Here is a 20,075-nt window from a genome sequence, read left to right as displayed (position 1 = left end):
TTCGCCCCCAGGCCACCCTAGAGAAGGGAACCCTGGATGCGTGGCGCCATGGTTTTTCGGGAATCAACTAAAGGTCATCAGCCAATGAACTTGTTTGTGACGAAGCGTAACGGCCACAAAGAACCCATCGATCTGGATAAAATTCACCGCGTGCTCGACTGGGCTGCCGAGAAGCTCGACAACGTGTCGGTCTCCCAGGTGGAGCTCAAGTCCCACATCCAGTTCTATGACGGTATCCGTACCGCCGATATCCACGAAACCGTCATCAAGGCCGCTGCTGACCTGATCTCCGAACAGAGCCCGGATTACCAGTACATGGCCGCCCGCCTGGCCATCTTCCACCTGCGCAAGAAGGCCTACGGCCAGTTCGAGCCGCCCCACCTCTACCAGCACGTCGCCCGTCTGGTAGACATGGGCAAGTACGACAAGCACCTGCTGACCGACTATACCCAGGCCGAATTCGAGGAGCTCAACGGCTACCTAGACCACTGGCGTGACATGGACTTCTCCTACGCTGCCGTCAAGCAGCTCGAAGGCAAGTACCTGGTGCAGAACCGCGTCACCGGCGAGATCTACGAGAGCCCGCAGTTCCTCTACATACTGGTGGCGGCCTGCCTCTTCTCCAAGTATCCGAAAGATACCCGTCTGGACTACATCAAGCGTTTCTACGATGCGGTCTCGACCTTCAAGATCTCCCTGCCCACCCCCATCATGAGCGGCGTGCGCACCCCGACTCGTCAGTTCAGCTCCTGCGTGCTGATCGAGTGCGATGACAGCCTGGATTCCATCAATGCCACCGCCAGCGCCATAGTCCGCTACGTCTCCCAGCGCGCGGGCATCGGCATCAACGCCGGCCGCATCCGTGGCCTGGGCAGCCCCATCCGTGGCGGCGAAGCCTTCCACACCGGCTGCATCCCCTTCTACAAGTACTTCCAGACTGCCGTGAAGTGCTGCTCCCAGGGCGGCGTGCGCGGCGGTGCCGCCACCCTCTTCTACCCCCTGTGGCACACCGAGGTGGAGAGCCTGCTGGTCCTGAAGAACAACCGCGGCGTGGAAGAGAACCGGGTCCGTCACATGGACTACGGGGTACAGATCAACAAGCTGATGTACCAGCGCCTCATCAAGGGCGGCGACATCACATTGTTCTCCCCGTCCGATGCGCCGGGTCTGTACGACGCCTTCTTCGCGGATCAGGACAAGTTCGAGCAGCTCTACGTCAAGTACGAGCAGGATCCGTCCATTCGCAAGAAGACCCTCAAGGCGGTGGATCTCTTCTCCCTGATGATGCAGGAGCGCGCCGGTACCGGTCGCATCTACATCCAGAACGTGGATCACTGCAACACCCACAGCCCCTTCGATCCGAGCGTGGCCCCGGTGCGCCAGTCCAACCTCTGTCTCGAGATTGCGCTGCCCACCAAGCCGCTCAACAACGTGGATGACGAAGAGGGCGAGATTGCCCTGTGCACCCTGTCGGCCTTCAACCTCGGCGCCATCGAGAAGCTGGAAGACCTGGAAGAGATGGCGGATCTGGCGGTGCGCGCCCTGGATGCCCTGCTCGACTATCAGGATTACCCGCTCAAAGCCGCGATGAAGGGCAGCATGAACCGCCGCACCCTGGGGATAGGCGTCATCAACTACGCCTACTACCTAGCCAAGAACGGCGCCCGCTACTCCGACGGCTCAGGTCTGGCCCTGACTCACCGCACCTTCGAGGCGATCCAGTACTACCTGCTGAAGGCATCCGTGCAGCTGGCCCGCGAGTTCGGCCCCTGCCCGGCCTTCAACGAGACCACCTACGCCCAGGGTATCCTGCCCATAGATACCTATAAAAAGGATCTGGATGTGCTGTGCAACGAGCCGCTGCATCTGGACTGGGAGTCCTTGCGTGAAGAGATAAAGACGGTGGGTCTGCGCAACTCCACCCTGACCGCCCTGATGCCGAGCGAGACCTCCAGCCAGATCTCCAATGCCACCAACGGCATAGAGCCGCCGCGCGGCCTGGTGTCGGTCAAGGCCTCCAAGGACGGTATCCTGAAGCAGGTGGTGCCCGAGTACCATCGCCTGAAGGATCAGTACGAACTGCTGTGGAAGCAGCCGAGCGTCGACGGTTACCTGCAGCTGGTCGGTATCATGCAGAAGTTTGTGGATCAGGCGATCTCCGCCAACACCAACTACGACCCGGCCCGTTTCGAAGGCAACAAGGTCCCGATGAAGCAGCTGCTCAAGGACTTGCTGACCGCCTACAAATACGGCCTCAAGACCCTCTACTATCACAACACCCGTGATGGTGCGGACGATGCCCAGACCGATCTGCAAGACGACGGTTGCGCCGGCGGGGCTTGTAAAATATAAGTCGCAGCACGATCTGATGAACCGGGCGGGAGCATGAAGCTCCCGCCCTCCTGTTTCCTCTCATTCAAGACATTCAAATCACCATGGCTTATTCAACTTTCTGCCAGACCCAGAACGACCAGCTCAAGGAGCCGATGTTCTTCGGCCAGTCGGTCAACGTGGCCCGTTATGATCAGCAAAAGCACGACATCTTCGAGCGGCTGATCGAGAAGCAACTCTCCTTCTTCTGGCGTCCGGAAGAGGTGGATGTGTCCCACGATCGCATCGACTACCAGGCCCTGCCGCCCCACGAGCAGCATATCTTCATCTCCAACCTGAAGTACCAGACCCTGCTGGATTCCATCCAGGGTCGCAGCCCGAACGTGGCGCTGCTGCCGCTGGTCTCCATCCCGGAGCTGGAGACCTGGATCGAGACCTGGGCCTTCTCCGAGACCATCCACTCTCGCTCCTATACCCACATCATCCGCAACATCGTCAACAATCCGGGGCAGGTGTTCGACGACATCATCACCAACGAGCAGATCTTGAAGCGTGCCGGCTCCATCAGCCACTACTACGACGATCTGATCGAGGCGACCGCCCTCTACCACCTGCACGGTGAAGGCACCCACAGGGTGGGTGAGCGCGAGCTGACCATCACCCTGCGGGGGCTGAAGAAGAAGCTCTATCTGTGCCTGATGAGCGTCAATGCCCTGGAGGCGATCCGCTTCTACGTCAGCTTCGCCTGCTCCTTTGCCTTCGCCGAGCGCGAGCTGATGGAAGGCAACGCCAAGATCATCAAGATGATCGCCCGCGACGAGGCGCTTCATCTCACGGGGACGCAGCATATGCTGAACCTGATGCGCACCGGCCAGGACGACCCCGAGATGGCCGAGATCGCCGCCGAGTGCGAACAGGCTTGCTTCGAGATCTTCAAGGAAGCCGCCATTCAGGAGAAGGAGTGGGCCGAGTACCTGTTCCAGGATGGCTCCATGATAGGCCTGAACAAGGACATCCTCTGCCAGTACGTGGAGTACATCACCAACCTGCGCATGAGTGCGGTCGGTCTGCAGCCAGCCTTCGCCGGCGCCAAGCAAAACCCCATCCCCTGGATCAACACCTGGTTGTCGTCCGACAACGTGCAGGTCGCCCCCCAGGAAGTGGAGGTGAGCTCCTACCTGGTCGGCCAGATCGACAGCGAAGTGCACGCAGACGATCTCGGTGACTTCGAGCTGTGATGAGGTTTACCCTGATGACCTCGGTGACGTAGCGCCGTGAGTGACGCCACCAACATGCTGACCCCGGTCCCCTGCTCTGCCTCCGCGCAGAGCGAGGCGGGTTCGCCACGGGTGCATACCCAGGATGGCGTCCTGCACGCCCATCCCGGCGAGAGCCTGTTGGATACCCTGGAGCGCCACGGTCACAGGGTGGAGTTCCAGTGCCGCAGCGGCTATTGCGGCGCCTGCCGCACCCCGCTGCTGGCAGGCAGAGTGCACTACCCCAGCGTGCCGCTGGCGTTTGTCTCCCCAGGGGAGTGCCTGCCCTGCTGCTGCAAACCGGTCGGTGCCATCCGGCTGGATATCCAGAAGGATTGACCCCACCCAAGGTGGAATCGCACCCAACAAAAAGCCGCCGGAGCAATCCGGCGGCTTTTTGTTGCGTCATCTGATCAGGGCGCCCTGCGCAGGCGCCCGAACCCTCACAGGGTCATAACCAGGGAGCGGCGGTCGGCCCCTGGTGCAGGCCCAGCTTCCAGACCCGGCCAAAGTGCTTGTAGTGACCGGCGGCCACACCGGCCTTCTCTCCCATGCCGTGATAGAGATCGAGGTGACCCTTCTTCACGGCGCCGCCCACATCCAGCGCGATGAGCAGGCGCAGCTGGTGTTTGCCGGTCCAGTTGCCGGCTTTGTCGAGCAAGGGCACTTCCGCGAGGATAGGTGTCCCCATGGGCAGCAGCGTCTTGTCGGCGGCCACTGCCGCCATGGGCAGCAGCGGAATGCCAGCGGCGCCCACCACGTCGTTGGTGGGGCGACGCTCGAAGAAGACGTAGGAGGGGTTCTGCTCCACCAGCTCCTTGACGTTCGCCTCCGGCTGGCGGTTCGCCCACTCCTTGATGGCCTTCATGGACATCTGCTCCTTGGGCACCTCGCCCCGATCGATCAGCACCCGACCGATGCTGACATAGCCGTGGCCGTTCTTGCCGCTGTAGCCGAGGTATTGCAACCTGTCGTCATCGCCGTAGTGCACGAAGCCGGAGCCCTGTACGTCCATCAGGAAGTTGTCGATGAGGGACTTGCTATAACCCAGCTCCAGCCCACGGTTGGCCAGGGCCCCTTGATGGATCTCGGCCCGACTCGGGCAACGGCCACCGCACTTGGGCATGGCATAGATGGGGTACTTGTACTTGGCATCCGGGCGGTGGCGCACCTCCAACACCGGCGAGTAGTAGCCGGTGAAGAGCACGTTGCCCATGCGATCGGCGCCGCCGAGCTGGGCCAGGCTGATGCCGTACTGGGTGATATGGGCAGGATCACCGCCATTGGCCACCCAGCGGGAGAGCTGGCGATAGAGCTCGCCATAGCGGCGGGTCATCTTGCCGGAGCGCTCCAGCACCAGGCGGCTCTGGGGGCCGAACTTGCGAAAATCCGACGCCTGACGGCTGTTGACCCGCTCCACCCGCACCAGATCCCCGGGCAGGGCACCATCCAGATACTGCTTGCCCAGATTTTCCGGCACCTCGCAGTTCAGAAAACATCTGGTTTCCGCCTTCTTCTGGGGCACCTTGGCGGGTTCAGGGTTGCCCGCACAACCGGCCAGCCCCACGACGGCGGCGGCCAGCCAGTACGCATGTTTATTCATATGTCCTCATATAACACCGAGCATCATGTTCGGCGGGGAAGATGCCAAATTTGCCGGGGGAAAGCAAACGCCATCCGCCCCCGGACGCCCTATTTCTCCAAAGGGGATCTTCTGGGTTATAACAAGGTGACAAGATGTGAGAGGTCGTGGATGGAACAGCTCGAAATCTTCCCCCTGACAAGCCCCTGCGTCGGGGTCTGCGAAGTGAACAACAAGGGATATTGCAAGGGGTGCCTGCGCAGCCGGGAAGAGCGATTCAACTGGCTCGTCATGACCCCGACCCAGCAGCAGGAGGTGATGCGCCTGTGCCGTAACCGCAAGGCGCGGGTCGACGCCGCCCGCCGCAAGGCCAGAGAGGGTGACCCCGTCGAGCCGCCATCGCAACCCGGCTGGGATTTCTGACCCCTTCCCTTCCCTGCCCTCCTTCTGCCCACCAAAACAAAAGGCGGCCCGCAGGCCGCCTTGTCATTCATCGGAGGGATGCCCGTCAGGCCGTTGCCAGCTTGGCCTGTTCCTCGCCGCGCTTGAGCATGGCGTAGGAGACGCCGGTCAGGAGCGAGCCTGCCGCGATGGCCAGTATGTACATCATCACGTGGCTGATGGCGTTCGGGATGAAGAGCACGAACAGGCCGCCGTGGGGCGCCACCAGTTCGCAGCCGAACAGCATGGAGAGCGCACCTGTCAGGGCGCCGCCCACCATGCAGGCCGGGATGACCCGCATCGGATCCTTGGCCGCGAAGGGAATGGCCCCCTCGGAGATGAAGCACAGACCCAGCACGAAGGAGGCCTTGCCCGCTTCCTGCTCCGCCTTGATGAACTTCTTGCTGGCCAGGAAGGTGGCTATCCCCATCCCCAGGGCCGGCACCATGCCGGCTGCCATCACGGCAGCCATGGGGGCATAGGTCTTGGAGGCGAGCAGGCCGACCCCGAAGGCGTAGGCCGCCTTGTTGACCGGCCCCCCCATGTCGAAGCACATCATGGCGCCTATGATGACACCCAGCAGCACGGCGTTGGCGGAGCCCATGTTGTTCAGGAACTCTGTCATGGCATTCATGATGCCGGCCACCGGGCCGCCCACCACATAGATCATGACGAGGCCGGTGAACAGGCTGGCAAAGAGCGGAATGATGAGGATGGGCTTGAGCGCTTCCAGGGTCACCGGCAGGCGCACCTTGTCACTCAGGTACTTGGCACTGTAACCGGCGAGGAAACCGGCGACTATGCCGCCGAGGAAACCGGCACCGAGGGAGCTGGCCAGCATACCGCCAATCATGCCGGGGGCGAGACCCGGACGGTCGGCGATGGAGTAGGCGATGTAACCGGCCAGTACAGGGATCATCAGGGCGAAGGCGGAGCCGCCGCCAATCTTCATCAGGGCAGCCGCCAGGGTACCCTCTTCCTTGAACGCCTCTATGCCGAAGATGAAGGAGAGCGCGATGATGAGGCCACCGGCCACCACCATGGGCAGCATGAAGGATACACCGGTCAGCAGGTGCTTGTAGGGGCCGGCCTTCTCCTCTTTCTTGGCCGCGGCGGCGCCGCTATGGCGATAGGTCTTCGCCTCTGTCCACGCCTTGTCGAGCTCGGCGCGGGTCTTCTTGAGCGCCGCCCCCGTGCTGGTGCGATAGACGGGCTTGCCATCGAAGCGGGCCATGTCCACCTCGATGTCGGTGGCGAGGAACACCAGATCGGCGGCGGCTATCTCATCGGCGGTCAGGGCATTCTGGGCACCGACCGAGCCCTGGGTCTCGACACGGATCTGATGGCCCAGCTGCTTTGCCATGGTCTCCAGCGCTTCCGCCGACATAAAGGTGTGGGCCACGCCGGTCGGGCAGGCGGTGACGGCAACGATGCGCTTGGCACCTGTGGTCGCCTTGAGAGCGGCAGTGGCAACCACGGGCGCGGCCTGATGGCGATAGAGGCTGGCACCGCTCGCGGCGGCTTCCAGCAGGGCGGCCGGATCCTGCAGCGCCAGATCCATGCTGCCCTGATAGAGGCGCTTGCCGTCATAGGCGGCGAGATCCACAGGGGCACTAGCGACTACCAGCACCAGGTCGGCGGCGGCAATCTGCTCTTTCGAGGGAACCTGGCGGGGCTGCACGCTTGAGCCGACGTCGAGGGTGAGCTCCCAGCCCGCCAGCTTGGCCTGCTGTTCTATCCGTTTTGCAGCGAGAAAGCTGGTGGCAATGCCCGCCGGGCAAGCCGTAACCAGAATTGCTTTCATTGGGCATCTCCTGAGTGTGTCATCGAAAGGGGATTGGATTGAGCCGGTGCCAGGTCATCCAGACGCTGCACGCGCACCTGCTCGAGTAAGGGGGTGAGTACCTTGATATCGTCAAAGCCGACCGCCACCTGACTCACCGCCAAGGCAGAGACGGCGGTGGCCAGGCGCAGGGTCTGCTCCGGCGCCCAGCCAAGGCTCAAGCCATGGGCCAGCCCAGCCACCAGGGAGTCACCGGCACCCACAGTGCTGACGACATTCATGCGCGGCGGAATGGCCTGCCAGACGGCATCGGGGCCAAACCAGATGAGGCCGTCGGCACCATTGGAGATCACCACATGGGGGATACCGGCGGCCTGCAGGGCGCGGGCACAGTCAGCCTGATCGCTCAGGGTCTTGATGGGGCGACCTGCCCACTGGCTGAGTTCTTCCAGGTTGGGCTTGACCAGGGTCGGCGCCGCCTTGATGCCCTCGCTCAGGGCCGCGCCGCTGCAATCGAAGATCACCTGCTTGCCCTTGGCCTTGAGCAGGCTGATAAGCTTGGCGCAGTAGCCAGGCTCGACCCCCTTGGGCAGGCTGCCCGCCAGCACGAACCAGTCGGCGCGCGGCGCCAGTTTCTCTATCTCGGCCTCCAGCGCGGCCACTTCCGCCTGGTGCACGTCAAGCCCCGGCAGATTGAGATCCGTGACCCGCCCCGATTGCTCGGAGATCTTGACGTTGATGCGGGTACTGCCCGGCACGCGCACGAAGTGATCGGCCAGTGAGCGTTCGGCAAACAGAGAGACGAAGCTCTGCTGGTTATCCTCGCCGAGCCAGCCGGTCAGGCCCACGTCACGGCCGAGATCTTTCAGGACCATGGCGACGTTGATCCCCTTGCCCGCAGCGCGCAAATTGGCGTCGCTCACCAGGTTCACCTCGCCCAGGGTCATGGCCTCGAGGCGGGCGGTGAGATCCAGCGCTGGGTTGAGGGTGATGGTCATTAGTGTCATGAGAGTGCCCCCTCGCCCAGACCGGCGGCAATGGCCTCGCCTATGCCCTTGAGGGCCGCCTCGGCATCCGCCCCTTCGGCACGGAAGGCGAGACGGTGACCACACTTGACCCCAAGGCCGATGACCTTCATCAGGCTCTTGGCGGAGACGGCTTCGCCGCTGCCATCCAGATTCGCCACCCGAATGTCGGATGCAAACTCCTTGGCCACCTTGACCAGCATGGCGCCCGGACGGGCGTGCAGGCCATGGGGGTTGATGATGGTGAAGGTCTCGGACAGACCGCTCGCCGGACCTGCCTGCAGCATGGCCAATCCGTCGCTGCCCGCGAGCGTCCCGAGCTGACCTGCGGCAGCCAACTTGGCCAGGTTCTCTAGCTGGGGCAGATGGCTGCTGTCTGCGGCGCACAGCAGCAAGAGGGCGCTGACGGGCAGATCCCCTGCGCTGAGCGCACTGCTCGGGGTAGCCAACACCCAGCCGGTCTGGGCCGCTTGCGTACGGGCCAGCCAGACGCCATCCCCCAGATAGGCAGGGTCACTTGCCAACAGTGAAGTGACCATGGCGGCCTCCCCCCAACCGGCGGATTTGGCACGGGCGGCAGCGCCCAGCAGCAGCTGGTCGCGATCGTCGGCCGGGAAGTCCGCCAGGGTCAGGTATTGCACCTCTTTGGCAGCTGTCGCGCCGGTGAGGATGTTGATGATGGTCTCTTCATCTGTGGCCTCTCTCAATTGCCCGGCGGCCTGATCGTCACCCAGTACATGGGTGAGCTGGCGCAAGATGCCCAGATGCTCGTCGGACTTGGCGGCGATGCCGATGGCGACGTAGGCAGTCTGCCCCTCATCCCACTCGATGCCCTGGGGGAACTGGGCCACCATGACACCTGTGCTCTTGACCAGATGGCGGGTGTCAGTAGTGCCGTGAGGAATGGCGATGCCGCTGCCAAGGTAGGTGGCGTGCTGGGCTTCCCGCGCCAGCATGCCGTCCACATAACCTGCTTCCACCAGACCGGCTTCGGTCAGTTTGCCTGCCAGCAGGGCGATGGCGTCCGCCTTGGTCGCCACCGATTGTCCCAGCAGGATTTGCTGTCGCGCCAACTTCAACATAGAGATTCTCCATCAGGTCCGGCTTCGCCTCGCGGCACACCGGCTCAACTCAACTTGGATTTCGGGTAATTTGCCTGCTGACAATAGACGGGAATCTTCCCCCAGGTAGGCCGCTGCGGCATTTCCTGGTCAAACATTCATCGCTTACTGACAAGCTGAATCGTTTCACTTACACTCAGACTGAATCGTTTCAGCCAATTGTTCAAGATCCCACTGAGAGTGCTTTTCAATGATATGATCCCGCGCACACTTTTCGGTGCCCCCACCTGAAACCGTCGCGGGCCTTGCAACTCAAACAGAGCCAATATGATGAAACTGGATGAAATCGCCGCCCTGGCGGGTGTCTCGCGTACCACCGCCAGCTATGTGATCAACGGCAAGGCGGATCAATATCGCATCAGCCAGGCCACCCGTGACAAGGTGATGGCCGTGGTCCTGGCCCACAACTATCAGCCGGACAGCCGCGCCGCCTCCCTGCGCGGCGGCCAGACCAGGACCCTGGGCTTCATCCTGCCGGACCTTGAGAACGCCAGTTACGCCAAGCTCGCCAAGCGTCTCGAGCAAGGCGCCCGGGCTCAGGGCTATCAGCTGCTGATCGTCTGCTCGGAAGACGAACCGGACACCGAGAAGGAGCTGGCCCGGATGCTGGTCAGCCGCCATGTGGATGCGCTGCTGGTGGCGAGCTGCCTGCCGCCGGCGGATCCTTTCTATCGGGAGCAGCAGACCCATGGCGTGCAGATCCTGGCCATAGACCGGGCCCTGGCCGCCGATCACTTCATTACCGTGGCGAGTGAAAACCAGAAGGCGAGCTGCGATCTCACCGCCTCCCTGCTCACCCCCGCCCTTCGCCACGTGGCCCTGATCACAGCGCTGCCGGGTCTCACGATCAGCCAGGAGCGCCGCGCCGGTTTCGAGCAGGCGTTGAGCAGCCACGCCAGCGCCGCCCTGCTGACACCCCATGTCTGCGAGGGGGCCCACTTCTCCCGTGCCGAGGGCTATCGCCTGATCAAGGAGCTGCACCAGCGGCTCGGCCAGTTGCCCGAGGCGCTGGTCGCCACCTCCTACATATTGATGGAGGGGGTGCTCGACTATCTGCTGGAGCAGGAAGCCGACATGAGCCGGATTGCCATGGCCACCTTCGGGGACGATAGGCTGCTGGACTTCCTCCCCTTTGGCATCAACTCACTGCCCCAGCAGCACGACGCCCTGGCTGCCCAGGCCCTTGCCCTCGCCTTCGAGGCCATCAACGGCCACTACCGCTCTGGTCTGCATTATGTGAGCCGCACCCTCAAGCGTCGCCGCTGACGCCCCCTCACGCGCCGGCGGCCTCCTGCCACACCGGCGCGCTTTTCCACCAGTCAAGACCGCTTGCTGTCATCTTTTATTTCCACTCACTGCCACCTCACAGTACAAAATCCGCCTTTTCAGGCTTGTTTCCACTATTTTGATCCGTTAACGTGGCAACCATATTTTACAACCCACAGGGTTTTCGTAACGATGCGTCCACTCCGATATTGCTAGCCTCCGGTCCCGCCCCCGGAGGCACCCGGCCGACAGCGCCACTGACACGCTTTTTTGAATACGCAGTTTCTCTATCTGGATGGACACCATGAATACCAAAACTCTGGGTTGCACCCTGTTGATTGCCGGCACCACCATAGGCGCCGGCATGCTGGCCCTGCCGCTGGCCTCCTCGTCGCTGGGCGGCCCCGCCACCCTGCTGCTGATGGTCGGGCTCTGGGCCCTGATGGCCTTCACCGCCATGCTGCAGGTGGAGGCCAGCCTCAATACCGGCAAGTGGTACCTGCACCAGTTGGCGGATCACCTGCTCGGCCCCTGGGGCAAGCGCATCGCCTCTTTCTGCATACTGATGCTGTTCTACTCCCTGGCCTCCGCCTACATCAGCGGCGGCAGCAGCCTGTTGGCACAGGCGCTGGCGGATGCGGGCACCACCGTCAGCCAGGAGCAGGCGGCCTGGGCCTTCACCCTGCTGTTTGGCGGCATGGTGTGCGTCGGCACCAAACAGGTGGATTACCTCAACCGCCTGATGTTCACCGTCAAACTGGTGATCATGGTAGGGGTGCTGGCACTGCTGCTGCCCCGCGCCGAGGGGCAACATCTGCTCTCCATGCCCCTCGGTCAAGGCTTGCTGCTGGCGGGCCTGCCGGTCATCTTCACCTCGTTCGGCTTCCACGGCTCCATCCCGAGCGTCATGCTCTATCTCGGCGACTGCCCCAAGCAGCTGCGCAGGGTGTTTGTGTGGGGCTCTGCCCTGCCGCTCATCCTCTATGTGCTGTGGCAGGTAGCCATCCTCGGCCTGCTCGGTCAGCAGACCTTGATCCAGACCGGCGGGGCGCTCGACAGCCTGCTCGCCAGCGTCGGCAACCTGGTGAACTGGCCCGCCTTCAATCAGGCGATGCACCTGTTCGCAGATCTGGCGCTCGCCACCTCCTTCCTCGGGGTGACGCTCGGGCTCTTTGACTTCATGGCCAAGGTGACCCGCCGCAAGGACAACTGGCAGGGCCGCAGCCAGACCGGCATGATCACCTTCGTGCCTCCTCTGCTGTTTGCCCTCTACTTCCCGCAAGGCTTCATCATGGCGCTGGGTTACGCCGCCATTGCCCTGGCGGTGCTGGCGGTGCTGCTGCCGGTGGCCCTGGTGTGGCAGAGCCGCAAGCAGGCCGAGGCGCACCACTACCGTGTCCCGGGCGGCGTGCTGGCCCTGGGCCTGGCCGGCGCCATGGGGGTGCTGATCGTTGGCGTCCAGGTGAGCGTCAGCCTCGGCATGTTGCCCGCGCTCTGATCCTACCGGCTTTGAATGCCCCATATTGAAAAGCCCCGCCAGCATAAGTTGGCGGGGCTTTTTATTCTTTGGGTCCAGGCGCTCTCGGCCACTGGTTGCGCCCTGGTTCGCCAATTCGCCACATCTTGCTGCTACCCTCAGAGGCAAGCCATTGAGGCGCCAAGCAATATCAAAGCAAACACATCCACTCGAGAGCCAGATACCATGACCATAGCGCCCATCTACGCAGCCCTGCTCGCCCTGCTCTTTGTCTTGCTCAGCGTGCGCACCATTCGCACCCGCCACAGCCGCGGGGTGGCGCTGGGGCACGGGGAAGATCCCGCCATGCTGCGGGCCATGCGGGTGCACGCCAACTTTGCCGAGTATGTTCCCCTGGCCCTGCTGCTCATCTATTTTGTCGAAACCTCCAGCCAGACCCCCTGGCTTGTTCATCTGCTGGGAGCCAGCTTGCTGTGCGGCCGCCTCTGCCACGCCTTTGGCATGAGCCGAACGCCGGAGAACTTCCGCTATCGGGTGGTGGGGATGGGACTGACCTTCAGCGTGATCCTGGTGAGCGCGGCCCATATCTTGATCACCGTGCTCATCCCCTGACCATTTCACTGCTGGCCACAAACAAAAAGCCCGCACCAGATGGTGCGGGCTTTTTTAGCAACCGAACAGCCGGGGAGCCTGGCTCCCGAGCCGCTTACTGGTTGTGGCTGGCGCGGCGGGGACGACGGGCCTGGGCCGGTTTGGCGGCACCCTCGGCGGGACGCTGGCCACCTTGCGGCTTTGGCTTGCCCGCGTTGCCACCGGTGCGCGCACCGCCAGCATTGCCGGAGCGACCGGCCCCCTGACGCTGACCCTGCGGGCGCGGCGCACGGCGCTCTTCGCTCGGATCGCGCGGCTCTTTGCGCAGCGGCGCGCCAATGCCACGGGCGATGTTGTCCAGCGTCTCACGGGAGGCTTCAAAGCCAGCTACCTGCTCGCACTTGATGTTCTGCTTGGTCAGACGCTCGATCGCCTTGATGAGCTTGCCTTCATCGGCCGCCACCAAAGAGATGGCGTGACCAGCGGCGCCGGCACGGCCGGTACGGCCGATACGGTGCACGTAGTCTTCCGCCACGTTGGGCAGCTCGAAGTTGACCACTTGCGGCAACTTGTCGATGTCCAGACCACGGGCGGCGATGTCGGTCGCCACCAGCACCTTGACACTGCCTTCCTTGAAACCGGCCAGGGCACGGGTACGGGCACCCTGGCTCTTGTTGCCGTGGATGGCGGCGGCGCTGACGCCATTCTTGTCGAGGGTCTCGGCAACACGGTTGGCCATGTGCTTGGTACGGGTGAACACCAGTACCTGCTGCCAGTCGTTGCTGGTGACCAGGTGGCTCAAGAGCGCGATCTTGTTGGCCTTGTCACAGGGGTGCACCAGCTGCTCGATACGCTCGGCGGTGCTGTTGCGCGGGGCTACTTCGATCACCGCCGGGTTGTCCAGCAGACCGGTGGCCAGCTCGCGGATCTCGTCGGCGAAGGTGGCGGAGAAGAGCAGGTTCTGGCGCTTCTTCGGCATCAGGGCGAGGATCTTGCGGATGTCGCGGATGAAGCCCATGTCGAGCATGCGGTCCGCTTCGTCCAGCACCAGGATCTCGACTTCGTCGAATTTCACGGCGTTCTGGTTGTAGAGATCCATCAGGCGGCCCGGGCAGGCCACCAGCACGTCCAAACCACGGCGGGTTGCCATCATCTGCGGGTTGATGCTGACGCCGCCGAAGACGACGTGGCTGCGGATCGGCAGGTGCTTGCCGTAGTTACGCACGCTCTCGCCCACCTGGGCAGCCAGCTCGCGGGTCGGAGTCAGCACCAGGGCACGAATGCGGTTCGGGGATACTTTGCGCTTGCTCTCGGTGAGGCGCTGCAGCATCGGCAGGGTAAAGCCTGCGGTCTTGCCGGTCCCGGTCTGGGCGGCGGCCATCAGGTCACGGCCAGCCAGGACGGCCGGGATCGCTTGTTGCTGGATGGGAGACGGGGTGTCGTAGCCTTGCTCGGCAACGGCACGCAACAAGGGTTCGGCCAGACCGAGGGAAGTAAAACTCATAATTACCTGCTAGGGATAGGGGCGCCGGGGATCTGTGGTGGGGCTCCTCTGCTGAGCCGATGCCATCTCACAGGATCTGGGCCTATAGAGAAAACAACGATTTCCCCGGGGAGCAGAGCAAAGGGGAAAGAATAGAGGCGCAGTCTAACGGAGTTGGCGCACTTAGACGAGGAAAATGTGATATGCCTCCCAGCACGGGTGGAAAAGCCCGCTATGGCGGGGCAGAATGGCGATGATGACGCTCGCCAGGGCTAGCCCATGCCCATCCTGGGGTGCGTATTCATACACTCACGACACAGAACAGGGAGGTTCTGCTTGATCAGAAGACATATCCAGGCCGCCATCCGCTCTGCATCGAGCCTGGGCCTGCTGCTCACACTGAGCCTGCCTCTGGGCGCCAGGGAGACACTGTCGGTGGCCTGGAGCCACTGGCCCCCCTTCAGCGAGATCGAGGCCGACGGTGAGCTCGGCGGGCTGGACGTGACCCTGACCCGCCAGATCCTCCGCGGCGCCAATCTTGAGCCCGAGTTTCGCAACCTCCCCTGGGCCCGGGCCTTGCACCTGATGGCGCGCCAGCAGCTGGATGTCGCCATGGGAGCCCTGAAGACCCCGGAGCGGGCGCGCTTCGCCCGCTTCTCGGCCCCCTACAGACGTGCCAGCTTCGTGCTGCTCAGCCACAAGGCGGCCCCCGGGAACCCAGATCGCTGGCAGGGGATAAGGGGCCTAGCGGATCTATGCCAGCAGACGGGGCTACGCCTTGGCAAGCTGCGAGGCACCCGTCCCCTCCCCCTCAGCGACGCCTGCCCCTCCCTTCGGCAGGCGAGCGAATACAACTCGGATGACAGGCTGATCGCCCTCCTGCTGGCGCGGCGACTCGATGGGGTCATCATAGAGTGGCAATATGCCCGCCATCGGCTGGCCCAGCTGGGGGCAGAGGAGTTCACCCTGTGTCAGGTGCTGTTGCACCAGCAGCCGGTCAGCCTGATGTTTGCCAGCCAGGCGGTGAGCGACGCAGAGCTCGCCCGCATCGATGCCGTCATCGCCGACCTCCCGGCGCCGGACGCGGCGTTTGCCCCGCCGGTGTGCCGCCTCGATGGCAGCCAGCCCCGGGAGGAAGGCACTCAGGGCTGACCCTGACGACACCGCACAAACGAGAAAGGCGACCCTGGGGTCGCCTTTTTTGCAGAGCATGATGATCAGCTAACAGCGCTGCTTGCAGATCAGCGCAGCAGCGGGGTCTGGGTATGCACGCCCTGGTTCTGGGCACGGTGGCGCAGCAGGTGATCCATCAGCACCAGGGCCAGCATGGCCTCGGCGATGGGCACGGCACGGATGCCGACACAAGGATCGTGGCGCCCCTTGGTGATCATCTCGGTAGCCTCGCCGCTGGTGTTGATGGTCTTGCCCGGCACAGTGATGCTGGAGGTGGGCTTGAGCGCCATGCTCACCACTATGTCCTGGCCGGAGGAGATGCCGCCGAGGATGCCGCCCGCATGGTTGCTGGCAAAGCCTGCCGGGGTCATCTCGTCGCGATGCTCCGAGCCTTTTTGCTCCACCACGGCGAAACCGTCACCTATCTCGACCCCTTTCACCGCATTGATGCCCATCATGGCGTGGGCGATGTCGGCGTCGAGCCGGTCGAACACCGGCTCACCCAGTCCCACAGGCACGTTGCGCGCAATGACAGCCACCTTGGCGCCTATGCTGTTGCCCTCTTTCTTGAGCGCCCGCATGTACTCGTCGAGAGCCTCCAGCTTGCCCGCATCGGGGAAGAAGAAGGGGTTCTGCTCGATCTGGCTCGCATCGAAGGCCTCGGCCTTGATGGGACCGAGCTGGGAGAGAAAGCCCACTATCTCGATGCCGTGCATCTGCTTGAGGTACTTCTTGGCGATGGCCCCCGCCGCCACCCGCATGGCGGTCTCGCGCGCCGAGGAGCGGCCACCGCCGCGGTAGTCACGCTGGCCGTACTTCTGGTGATAGGTGTAGTCGGCGTGGCCCGGACGGAACAGATCCTTGATCTCGGAGTAGTCCTTGGAGCGCTGATCGGTGTTCTCGATTAAGAGCCCTATGGAAGTGCCCGTGGTGCGTCCCTCGAACACCCCGGCCAGGATCTTCACCTCGTCCGCTTCGCGGCGCTGGGTGGTGTAGCGGGAGGTGCCGGGCTTGCGCCTGTCCAGATCGATTTGCAGATCCGCTTCGCTTATCTCAAGCCCCGGGGGGCAGCCGTCGACCACGGCGCCGAGCGCGAGGCCGTGGCTCTCGCCAAAGGTGGTGACCCGAAAGAGTTGGCCAAAACTGTTCCCTGCCATGGGTGCTCCTTGCTGCTTAGCTCTTGTAAATCGCGAAATGGGCCTGGTACTGCACCAGCTCGGCGCGGGTCATCACGAAGACACCGTGACCGCCGTTCTCGAACTCGACCCAGGTAAAGGGCACCTCGGGGAATTGGGCTTCCAGGTGGATCATGCTGTTGCCCACCTCGACCACCAGCACGCCGTCATCCTTGAGGAAGTCCGCGGCATTGGCCAGGATGCGCTTGGTGAGCTTGAGGCCGTCGGAGCCCGATGCCAGCGCCAGCTCCGGCTCGTGACGAAACTCCTCAGGCAAGTCCGACATGTCCTCGGAGTCCACATAGGGCGGGTTGGAGACGATGAGATCGTACTTGTCACCGGCGGGCAGGTCGCGCATCAGATCGGAGCGGATCGGGATGACCTGCTGCTCGAGGCCATGGTCGTTGATGTTGCGCTCGGCCACGTTGAGGGCATCGACGCTGATGTCGATGGCATCCACTTCCGCATGGGGGAACTCGTGGGCCATGATGATGGCGATGCAACCCGAGCCGGTGCAGAGATCCATGATCCGGGTCGGCTCATGTTTGAGGAAGGGGGCGAAGCGGTTGGCCACCATCTCGGCGATGGGGGAGCGCGGGATCAGCACCCGCTCGTCCACGTAGAACTCCCAACCCGCGTACCAGGCCTTGTTGGTCAGGTAGGCGGCAGGCACCCGCTCCTGTACCCGGCGGATGATCAGCTCGGCGATGCGGTGGCGCTCGCTGGTGGTCAGGCGGGAGTGGCGCATACCCGGATCCACGTCCGGCGGCAGATGTAACGCGGGCAGCACCAGTTGCACGGCCTCATCCCAGGCGTTGTCGGTACCATGTCCGTAGAAGATCCCGGCGTCGTTGAAACGACTCATGGCCCAGCGCAACATGTCCTGGATGGTGTGCATCTCGGCAACCACCTCGTCGATAAATATCTTGTCCAAATCCACCTCCAAGTCGAGTAATATCCGGCCCGAGAATTCTATACAGCGAGCAAGACGAGTACCTGATGAAAAAATCGCCCTCACCCACAGACGAGGAAAGCCTGCTGTTTCGTGATGCTGTCAAAGGTACCCGGAAAATTAAGCAAGATACCATAAGGGCCTCCTCAAGCCCGGTCAAGCAGAAACGCGAACTGCGCGAAAGCCGCGAAAAGCTTGGGGTTGACCACTTTTTCAGCGACGAGTACCAGCCTCATCTGGACGAAGAGGGCCCGACCCGTTTTGTGCGTGAAGACGTGTCAAAATTCGAGCTGAAAAAGCTCAAGCGCGGCCTCTATCCGCCGGAGATTTATCTGGATCTTCATGGCATGAGTCAGCTCCAGGCCAAGCAGGAGCTGGCCGCCCTGCTCACCCTGTGCCAGAAAGAGAACATTCACGTCGCCTCCGTGATGCACGGCATCGGCAAACATGTGCTCAAGCAGCGCATTCCGAGCTGGCTGGCCCAGCACCCCAATGTGCGCGCCTTCCATCAGGCCCCGCGGGAATGGGGGGGCGAGAGCGCCATCCTGGTGCTGCTGGATATCGAGGAGTAGCCCGGCGCCGGGCAGGAGAAGGTTGCTCGAAAAGCGCGTCTCAGGACGCGCTTTCCATATAGCGTTTGAAGTTGTCGAGTATGCTCTGCCAGCCGGCGCGCTGCTGCTCGCCGCTGTGTTCGGATTCGGCGTCGAACTCCTCGTGCACCCGGGTGCCTCCCTGCTCCTCCACGAACGTCACCCTGACGGCGCGGCCGTCGTCCATGACGTAACCCAGGGAGGTTAGGGGCACCACCTCGGTGAAGGTGCCCTCGAAATCAAACTCCATGCTGCCATCCCGGGCGGCCATACGGTGACAAAAAAGCCCGCCGACCCGCAGATCCACCCGGCTGCCGGGGCAGTGCCACTCGGGGGAGGCGGCGTTCCATGCCATGATGCTGGCGGGGGTGTTCCACCCCTCCCATACCAGAGCGAGTGGCCGCTCGACCCGGACGCTGACGCTTATCTTCATCCCTCTTCTCCTCTATTTACCTGCTGATCCGGCGCGGCGGCAGGCAGACCCCCTGCGCAACGACACGGCATCGGCTCCTGTTGCGCCTTCAGGGCGTGGGGTGCTGCGCCAGATGGTGGGCCACCAGGGCATTGGCATGGCCGTGGCCCAGGCCGTGCTCGGCCTTGAGCCAGGCCACCAGCGCCATGTGTTTGCGCTCCTCCCGCCCTGCCAGCAGGGCCAGCCAGTGGGCAATCGGCTGCCCATAGGTTTTCTCGATGGAGGGAAAATAGGAGGCAGGCCCCCTCACCTTCTGTTGCTCATCCATGACAGTCTCCTTGGGGTTTTGCCGACACTGCTGGCGCAGCGACGGGCTCAGGGTTTGGGGGCGAACTGCTCGAACACCTGCTGCCCGGTCAGGGTCGGGGTGTCGTTTTTCAGCTCGTAGAAGTCCGGTTTCTCGTCGATAAAGATCTGCCCGGTGAGCTCGAACCCCTGTTCCTGAAACAGCCCGGCACAGAGGATGTACTCGTCCGTCGGCAACAGATGGTAGAAAAGGTGGGTGCCGCAGGTGGGGCAGAAGCCGCGCTCCGCCCACTCGGACGAGCGGTAGGCCACAGGGCTGAGCCCCTTGAAACTGACCCCCTTGCCACCATGCACCGCGAACATGGGCCCGCCGGACCAGCGCCGGCACATGGCGCAGTGACACAGGTTGACCTCCTTGTGATCGCCGCTTGAAACGGTGATCCCGCCACACAGACAATGACCTTCCATGATGCCTCCTTGAGCTCTGAGCGGCAGACGGGGCTAAGTGGATCTTGACTCCTTGCCGCACCAGATGAAGTAGCACGGGATCCGGGCGGCGGCAACTGACCATCCCGGGGCCACACCGCGGGGCTGACGACCCTGGCCTCCCTCCAAAAGGGGACATTCGCCGCCTTCATTCATGACGCGAATGATTCAATAACCCCCATGCACCGGATGAATAACACTCAGGGCCCCTCCTGCAGGGCGATGCGGTTGCCTTCGCAATCCCTGAGCTCGGCCACCCGGATGTGCTCGCTCACCCGGGTGATGGTATAGAGACACTCCCCTCCCGCTGTCAGCGCCCGGGCCATGGCCCGCTCTATGTCCGCGACCTTCAGATAGACCCGGGTGCCGTCCTGGCTCGGCACATAGCTCTCCCCCTTTGCCAGGGCGCCGGAGCAGCCCGCCATGCCGTCAAGGAGCGGAAACAGCGCCATCTCGTTGCCATCTATCTGCGCCCGCTCGAGGGCTATCTCGAAGAGCGCTTCATAGAAGCGGATGGCCCGCGTCAGATCCTGCACCGGAATTTCAAAATGGATGGCGATATTCATGTGTCACTCCTCTGTGTGGGATGAGATCCCAAGCTCCCTCGAATAGATGAAGAGCGCAG

At 63.1% G+C, this 20,075-nt stretch carries 20 protein-coding genes; 9 read left to right on the top strand and 11 right to left on the bottom strand.

The window, feature by feature from the left end; translation table 11 throughout:
- Positions 1 to 84: 84 nt before the first annotated feature.
- The 3 genes from nrdA to yfaE all read left to right on the top strand — a co-directional run bounded on the left by nrdA (position 85) and on the right by yfaE (position 3,926).
- Positions 85 to 2,352, top strand: coding sequence for a class 1a ribonucleoside-diphosphate reductase subunit alpha (gene nrdA, locus ACFWHB_RS10315; RefSeq protein WP_005329715.1), 2,268 nt, complete (start codon positions 85 to 87; stop codon positions 2,350 to 2,352).
- 83 nt (positions 2,353 to 2,435) lie between these two features.
- A complete protein-coding gene (gene nrdB / locus ACFWHB_RS10310; protein ID WP_033130037.1) occupies positions 2,436 to 3,569 on the top strand; it encodes a class Ia ribonucleoside-diphosphate reductase subunit beta in 1,134 nt (377 codons plus the stop codon).
- Between the two features lie 36 nt (positions 3,570 to 3,605).
- Entirely contained in the window at positions 3,606 to 3,926 is a 321-nt protein-coding gene (yfaE, locus tag ACFWHB_RS10305; protein ID WP_395950107.1) for a class I ribonucleotide reductase maintenance protein YfaE, read from the top strand.
- A 112-nt stretch (positions 3,927 to 4,038) separates the two neighbouring features.
- Here yfaE and mltA read toward each other — a convergent pair whose 3' ends face one another.
- The gene (gene mltA / locus ACFWHB_RS10300) at positions 4,039 to 5,190 is read right to left on the bottom strand and encodes a murein transglycosylase A (RefSeq protein ID WP_395950106.1); all 1,152 of its coding nucleotides are present in this window, start codon (positions 5,188 to 5,190) and stop codon (positions 4,039 to 4,041) included.
- Positions 5,191 to 5,340: 150 nt separating this feature from the next.
- Here mltA and ACFWHB_RS10295 point away from each other — a divergent pair, with 150 nt between their 5' ends.
- Positions 5,341 to 5,592, top strand: coding sequence for a DUF1289 domain-containing protein (locus tag ACFWHB_RS10295; protein ID WP_395950104.1), 252 nt, complete (start codon positions 5,341 to 5,343; stop codon positions 5,590 to 5,592).
- An 85-nt stretch (positions 5,593 to 5,677) separates the two neighbouring features.
- On the opposite strand, the gene fruA is transcribed toward ACFWHB_RS10295, so the two are convergent.
- From fruA to fruB, 3 genes are read right to left on the bottom strand one after another with little or no spacing between them, the layout of a single operon-like run.
- Positions 5,678 to 7,414 (bottom strand): PTS fructose transporter subunit IIBC, encoded by a 1,737-nt coding sequence (fruA, locus tag ACFWHB_RS10290; RefSeq protein ID WP_395950102.1) that lies wholly within the window; start codon positions 7,412 to 7,414, stop codon positions 5,678 to 5,680.
- Positions 7,411 to 8,400, bottom strand: a complete 990-nt coding sequence (pfkB, locus tag ACFWHB_RS10285; protein ID WP_395950101.1) for a 1-phosphofructokinase — start codon at positions 8,398 to 8,400, stop codon at positions 7,411 to 7,413. Before pfkB ends, fruA begins: the two co-directional genes overlap by 4 nt.
- On the bottom strand, positions 8,397 to 9,500 hold the full coding sequence (gene fruB, locus ACFWHB_RS10280; RefSeq protein WP_395950100.1) for a fused PTS fructose transporter subunit IIA/HPr protein: 1,104 nt from the start codon (positions 9,498 to 9,500) through the stop codon (positions 8,397 to 8,399). The genes pfkB and fruB overlap by 4 nt, the downstream gene beginning before the upstream one ends.
- A gap of 306 nt (positions 9,501 to 9,806) precedes the next feature.
- On the opposite strand from fruB, the gene cra reads away from it, so the two are divergent.
- The 3 genes from cra to ACFWHB_RS10265 all read left to right on the top strand — a co-directional run bounded on the left by cra (position 9,807) and on the right by ACFWHB_RS10265 (position 12,894).
- Entirely contained in the window at positions 9,807 to 10,805 is a 999-nt protein-coding gene (gene cra / locus ACFWHB_RS10275) for a catabolite repressor/activator (RefSeq protein ID WP_303804031.1), read from the top strand.
- A 304-nt stretch (positions 10,806 to 11,109) separates the two neighbouring features.
- Positions 11,110 to 12,303 (top strand): aromatic amino acid transport family protein, encoded by a 1,194-nt coding sequence (locus ACFWHB_RS10270; protein WP_303804029.1) that lies wholly within the window; start codon positions 11,110 to 11,112, stop codon positions 12,301 to 12,303.
- Between the two features lie 204 nt (positions 12,304 to 12,507).
- On the top strand, positions 12,508 to 12,894 hold the full coding sequence (locus ACFWHB_RS10265) for an MAPEG family protein (RefSeq protein ID WP_395950099.1): 387 nt from the start codon (positions 12,508 to 12,510) through the stop codon (positions 12,892 to 12,894).
- Between the two features lie 94 nt (positions 12,895 to 12,988).
- Here the strand turns inward: ACFWHB_RS10265 and ACFWHB_RS10260 are convergent, their stop codons facing one another.
- Complete coding sequence (locus tag ACFWHB_RS10260) at positions 12,989 to 14,377, bottom strand: DEAD/DEAH box helicase (protein WP_111910662.1); 1,389 nt, start codon at positions 14,375 to 14,377, stop codon at positions 12,989 to 12,991.
- Positions 14,378 to 14,695: 318 nt separating this feature from the next.
- Here ACFWHB_RS10260 and ACFWHB_RS10255 point away from each other — a divergent pair, with 318 nt between their 5' ends.
- Entirely contained in the window at positions 14,696 to 15,508 is an 813-nt protein-coding gene (locus ACFWHB_RS10255; RefSeq protein WP_395950194.1) for a substrate-binding periplasmic protein, read from the top strand.
- A gap of 89 nt (positions 15,509 to 15,597) precedes the next feature.
- Here ACFWHB_RS10255 and aroC read toward each other — a convergent pair whose 3' ends face one another.
- Entirely contained in the window at positions 15,598 to 16,686 is a 1,089-nt protein-coding gene (aroC, locus tag ACFWHB_RS10250) for a chorismate synthase (protein ID WP_025327059.1), read from the bottom strand.
- A gap of 16 nt (positions 16,687 to 16,702) precedes the next feature.
- The gene (prmB, locus tag ACFWHB_RS10245) at positions 16,703 to 17,638 is read right to left on the bottom strand and encodes a 50S ribosomal protein L3 N(5)-glutamine methyltransferase (RefSeq protein ID WP_106887942.1); all 936 of its coding nucleotides are present in this window, start codon (positions 17,636 to 17,638) and stop codon (positions 16,703 to 16,705) included.
- A gap of 65 nt (positions 17,639 to 17,703) precedes the next feature.
- Here prmB and smrB point away from each other — a divergent pair, with 65 nt between their 5' ends.
- Positions 17,704 to 18,228 (top strand): endonuclease SmrB, encoded by a 525-nt coding sequence (smrB, locus tag ACFWHB_RS10240; RefSeq protein WP_025327061.1) that lies wholly within the window; start codon positions 17,704 to 17,706, stop codon positions 18,226 to 18,228.
- A 40-nt stretch (positions 18,229 to 18,268) separates the two neighbouring features.
- On the opposite strand, the gene ACFWHB_RS10235 is transcribed toward smrB, so the two are convergent.
- The 4 genes from ACFWHB_RS10235 to ACFWHB_RS10220 all read right to left on the bottom strand — a co-directional run bounded on the left by ACFWHB_RS10235 (position 18,269) and on the right by ACFWHB_RS10220 (position 20,016).
- Positions 18,269 to 18,679: an SRPBCC family protein gene (locus ACFWHB_RS10235; RefSeq protein ID WP_290028132.1), complete on the bottom strand. Its 411-nt coding sequence runs from the start codon at positions 18,677 to 18,679 to the stop codon at positions 18,269 to 18,271.
- An 88-nt stretch (positions 18,680 to 18,767) separates the two neighbouring features.
- Positions 18,768 to 18,986 carry a DUF4287 domain-containing protein gene (locus ACFWHB_RS10230; RefSeq protein WP_270824282.1) on the bottom strand — a complete coding sequence of 73 codons (219 nt, stop codon included), beginning with the start codon at positions 18,984 to 18,986 and terminating at the stop codon, positions 18,768 to 18,770.
- Positions 18,987 to 19,033: 47 nt separating this feature from the next.
- A complete protein-coding gene (locus ACFWHB_RS10225; protein ID WP_290028131.1) occupies positions 19,034 to 19,432 on the bottom strand; it encodes a GFA family protein in 399 nt (132 codons plus the stop codon).
- A 218-nt stretch (positions 19,433 to 19,650) separates the two neighbouring features.
- The gene (locus ACFWHB_RS10220) at positions 19,651 to 20,016 is read right to left on the bottom strand and encodes a VOC family protein (protein WP_262110485.1); all 366 of its coding nucleotides are present in this window, start codon (positions 20,014 to 20,016) and stop codon (positions 19,651 to 19,653) included.
- Between the last annotated feature and the right edge of the window lie 59 nt (positions 20,017 to 20,075).

Source organism: Aeromonas mytilicola subsp. aquatica (genome assembly GCF_044336385.1).
In the GTDB taxonomy this organism is placed as follows: Bacteria; Pseudomonadota; Gammaproteobacteria; order Enterobacterales; family Aeromonadaceae; genus Aeromonas; species Aeromonas rivipollensis.
This window is presented reverse-complemented; position numbering and strand designations above follow the sequence as displayed.

What these genes read in the sequence shown, in the direction of transcription:
- nrdA (WP_005329715.1), top strand. Translation starts at nt 85, where the DNA reads ATGAACTTGTTTGTGACGAAGCGTAACGGCCACAAAGAACCCATCGAT.
- nrdB (WP_033130037.1), top strand. Translation starts at nt 2,436, where the DNA reads ATGGCTTATTCAACTTTCTGCCAGACCCAGAACGACCAGCTCAAGGAG.
- mltA (WP_395950106.1), bottom strand. Translation starts at nt 5,190, where the DNA reads ATGAATAAACATGCGTACTGGCTGGCCGCCGCCGTCGTGGGGCTGGCC.
- ACFWHB_RS10295 (WP_395950104.1), top strand. Translation starts at nt 5,341, where the DNA reads ATGGAACAGCTCGAAATCTTCCCCCTGACAAGCCCCTGCGTCGGGGTC.
- fruA (WP_395950102.1), bottom strand. Translation starts at nt 7,414, where the DNA reads ATGAAAGCAATTCTGGTTACGGCTTGCCCGGCGGGCATTGCCACCAGC.
- pfkB (WP_395950101.1), bottom strand. Translation starts at nt 8,400, where the DNA reads ATGACACTAATGACCATCACCCTCAACCCAGCGCTGGATCTCACCGCC.
- fruB (WP_395950100.1), bottom strand. Translation starts at nt 9,500, where the DNA reads ATGTTGAAGTTGGCGCGACAGCAAATCCTGCTGGGACAATCGGTGGCG.
- cra (WP_303804031.1), top strand. Translation starts at nt 9,807, where the DNA reads ATGATGAAACTGGATGAAATCGCCGCCCTGGCGGGTGTCTCGCGTACC.
- ACFWHB_RS10270 (WP_303804029.1), top strand. Translation starts at nt 11,110, where the DNA reads ATGAATACCAAAACTCTGGGTTGCACCCTGTTGATTGCCGGCACCACC.
- ACFWHB_RS10265 (WP_395950099.1), top strand. Translation starts at nt 12,508, where the DNA reads ATGACCATAGCGCCCATCTACGCAGCCCTGCTCGCCCTGCTCTTTGTC.
- ACFWHB_RS10260 (WP_111910662.1), bottom strand. Translation starts at nt 14,377, where the DNA reads ATGAGTTTTACTTCCCTCGGTCTGGCCGAACCCTTGTTGCGTGCCGTT.
- aroC (WP_025327059.1), bottom strand. Translation starts at nt 16,686, where the DNA reads ATGGCAGGGAACAGTTTTGGCCAACTCTTTCGGGTCACCACCTTTGGC.
- smrB (WP_025327061.1), top strand. Translation starts at nt 17,704, where the DNA reads ATGAAAAAATCGCCCTCACCCACAGACGAGGAAAGCCTGCTGTTTCGT.
- ACFWHB_RS10235 (WP_290028132.1), bottom strand. Translation starts at nt 18,679, where the DNA reads ATGAAGATAAGCGTCAGCGTCCGGGTCGAGCGGCCACTCGCTCTGGTA.
- ACFWHB_RS10230 (WP_270824282.1), bottom strand. Translation starts at nt 18,986, where the DNA reads ATGGATGAGCAACAGAAGGTGAGGGGGCCTGCCTCCTATTTTCCCTCC.
- ACFWHB_RS10225 (WP_290028131.1), bottom strand. Translation starts at nt 19,432, where the DNA reads ATGGAAGGTCATTGTCTGTGTGGCGGGATCACCGTTTCAAGCGGCGAT.
- ACFWHB_RS10220 (WP_262110485.1), bottom strand. Translation starts at nt 20,016, where the DNA reads ATGAATATCGCCATCCATTTTGAAATTCCGGTGCAGGATCTGACGCGG.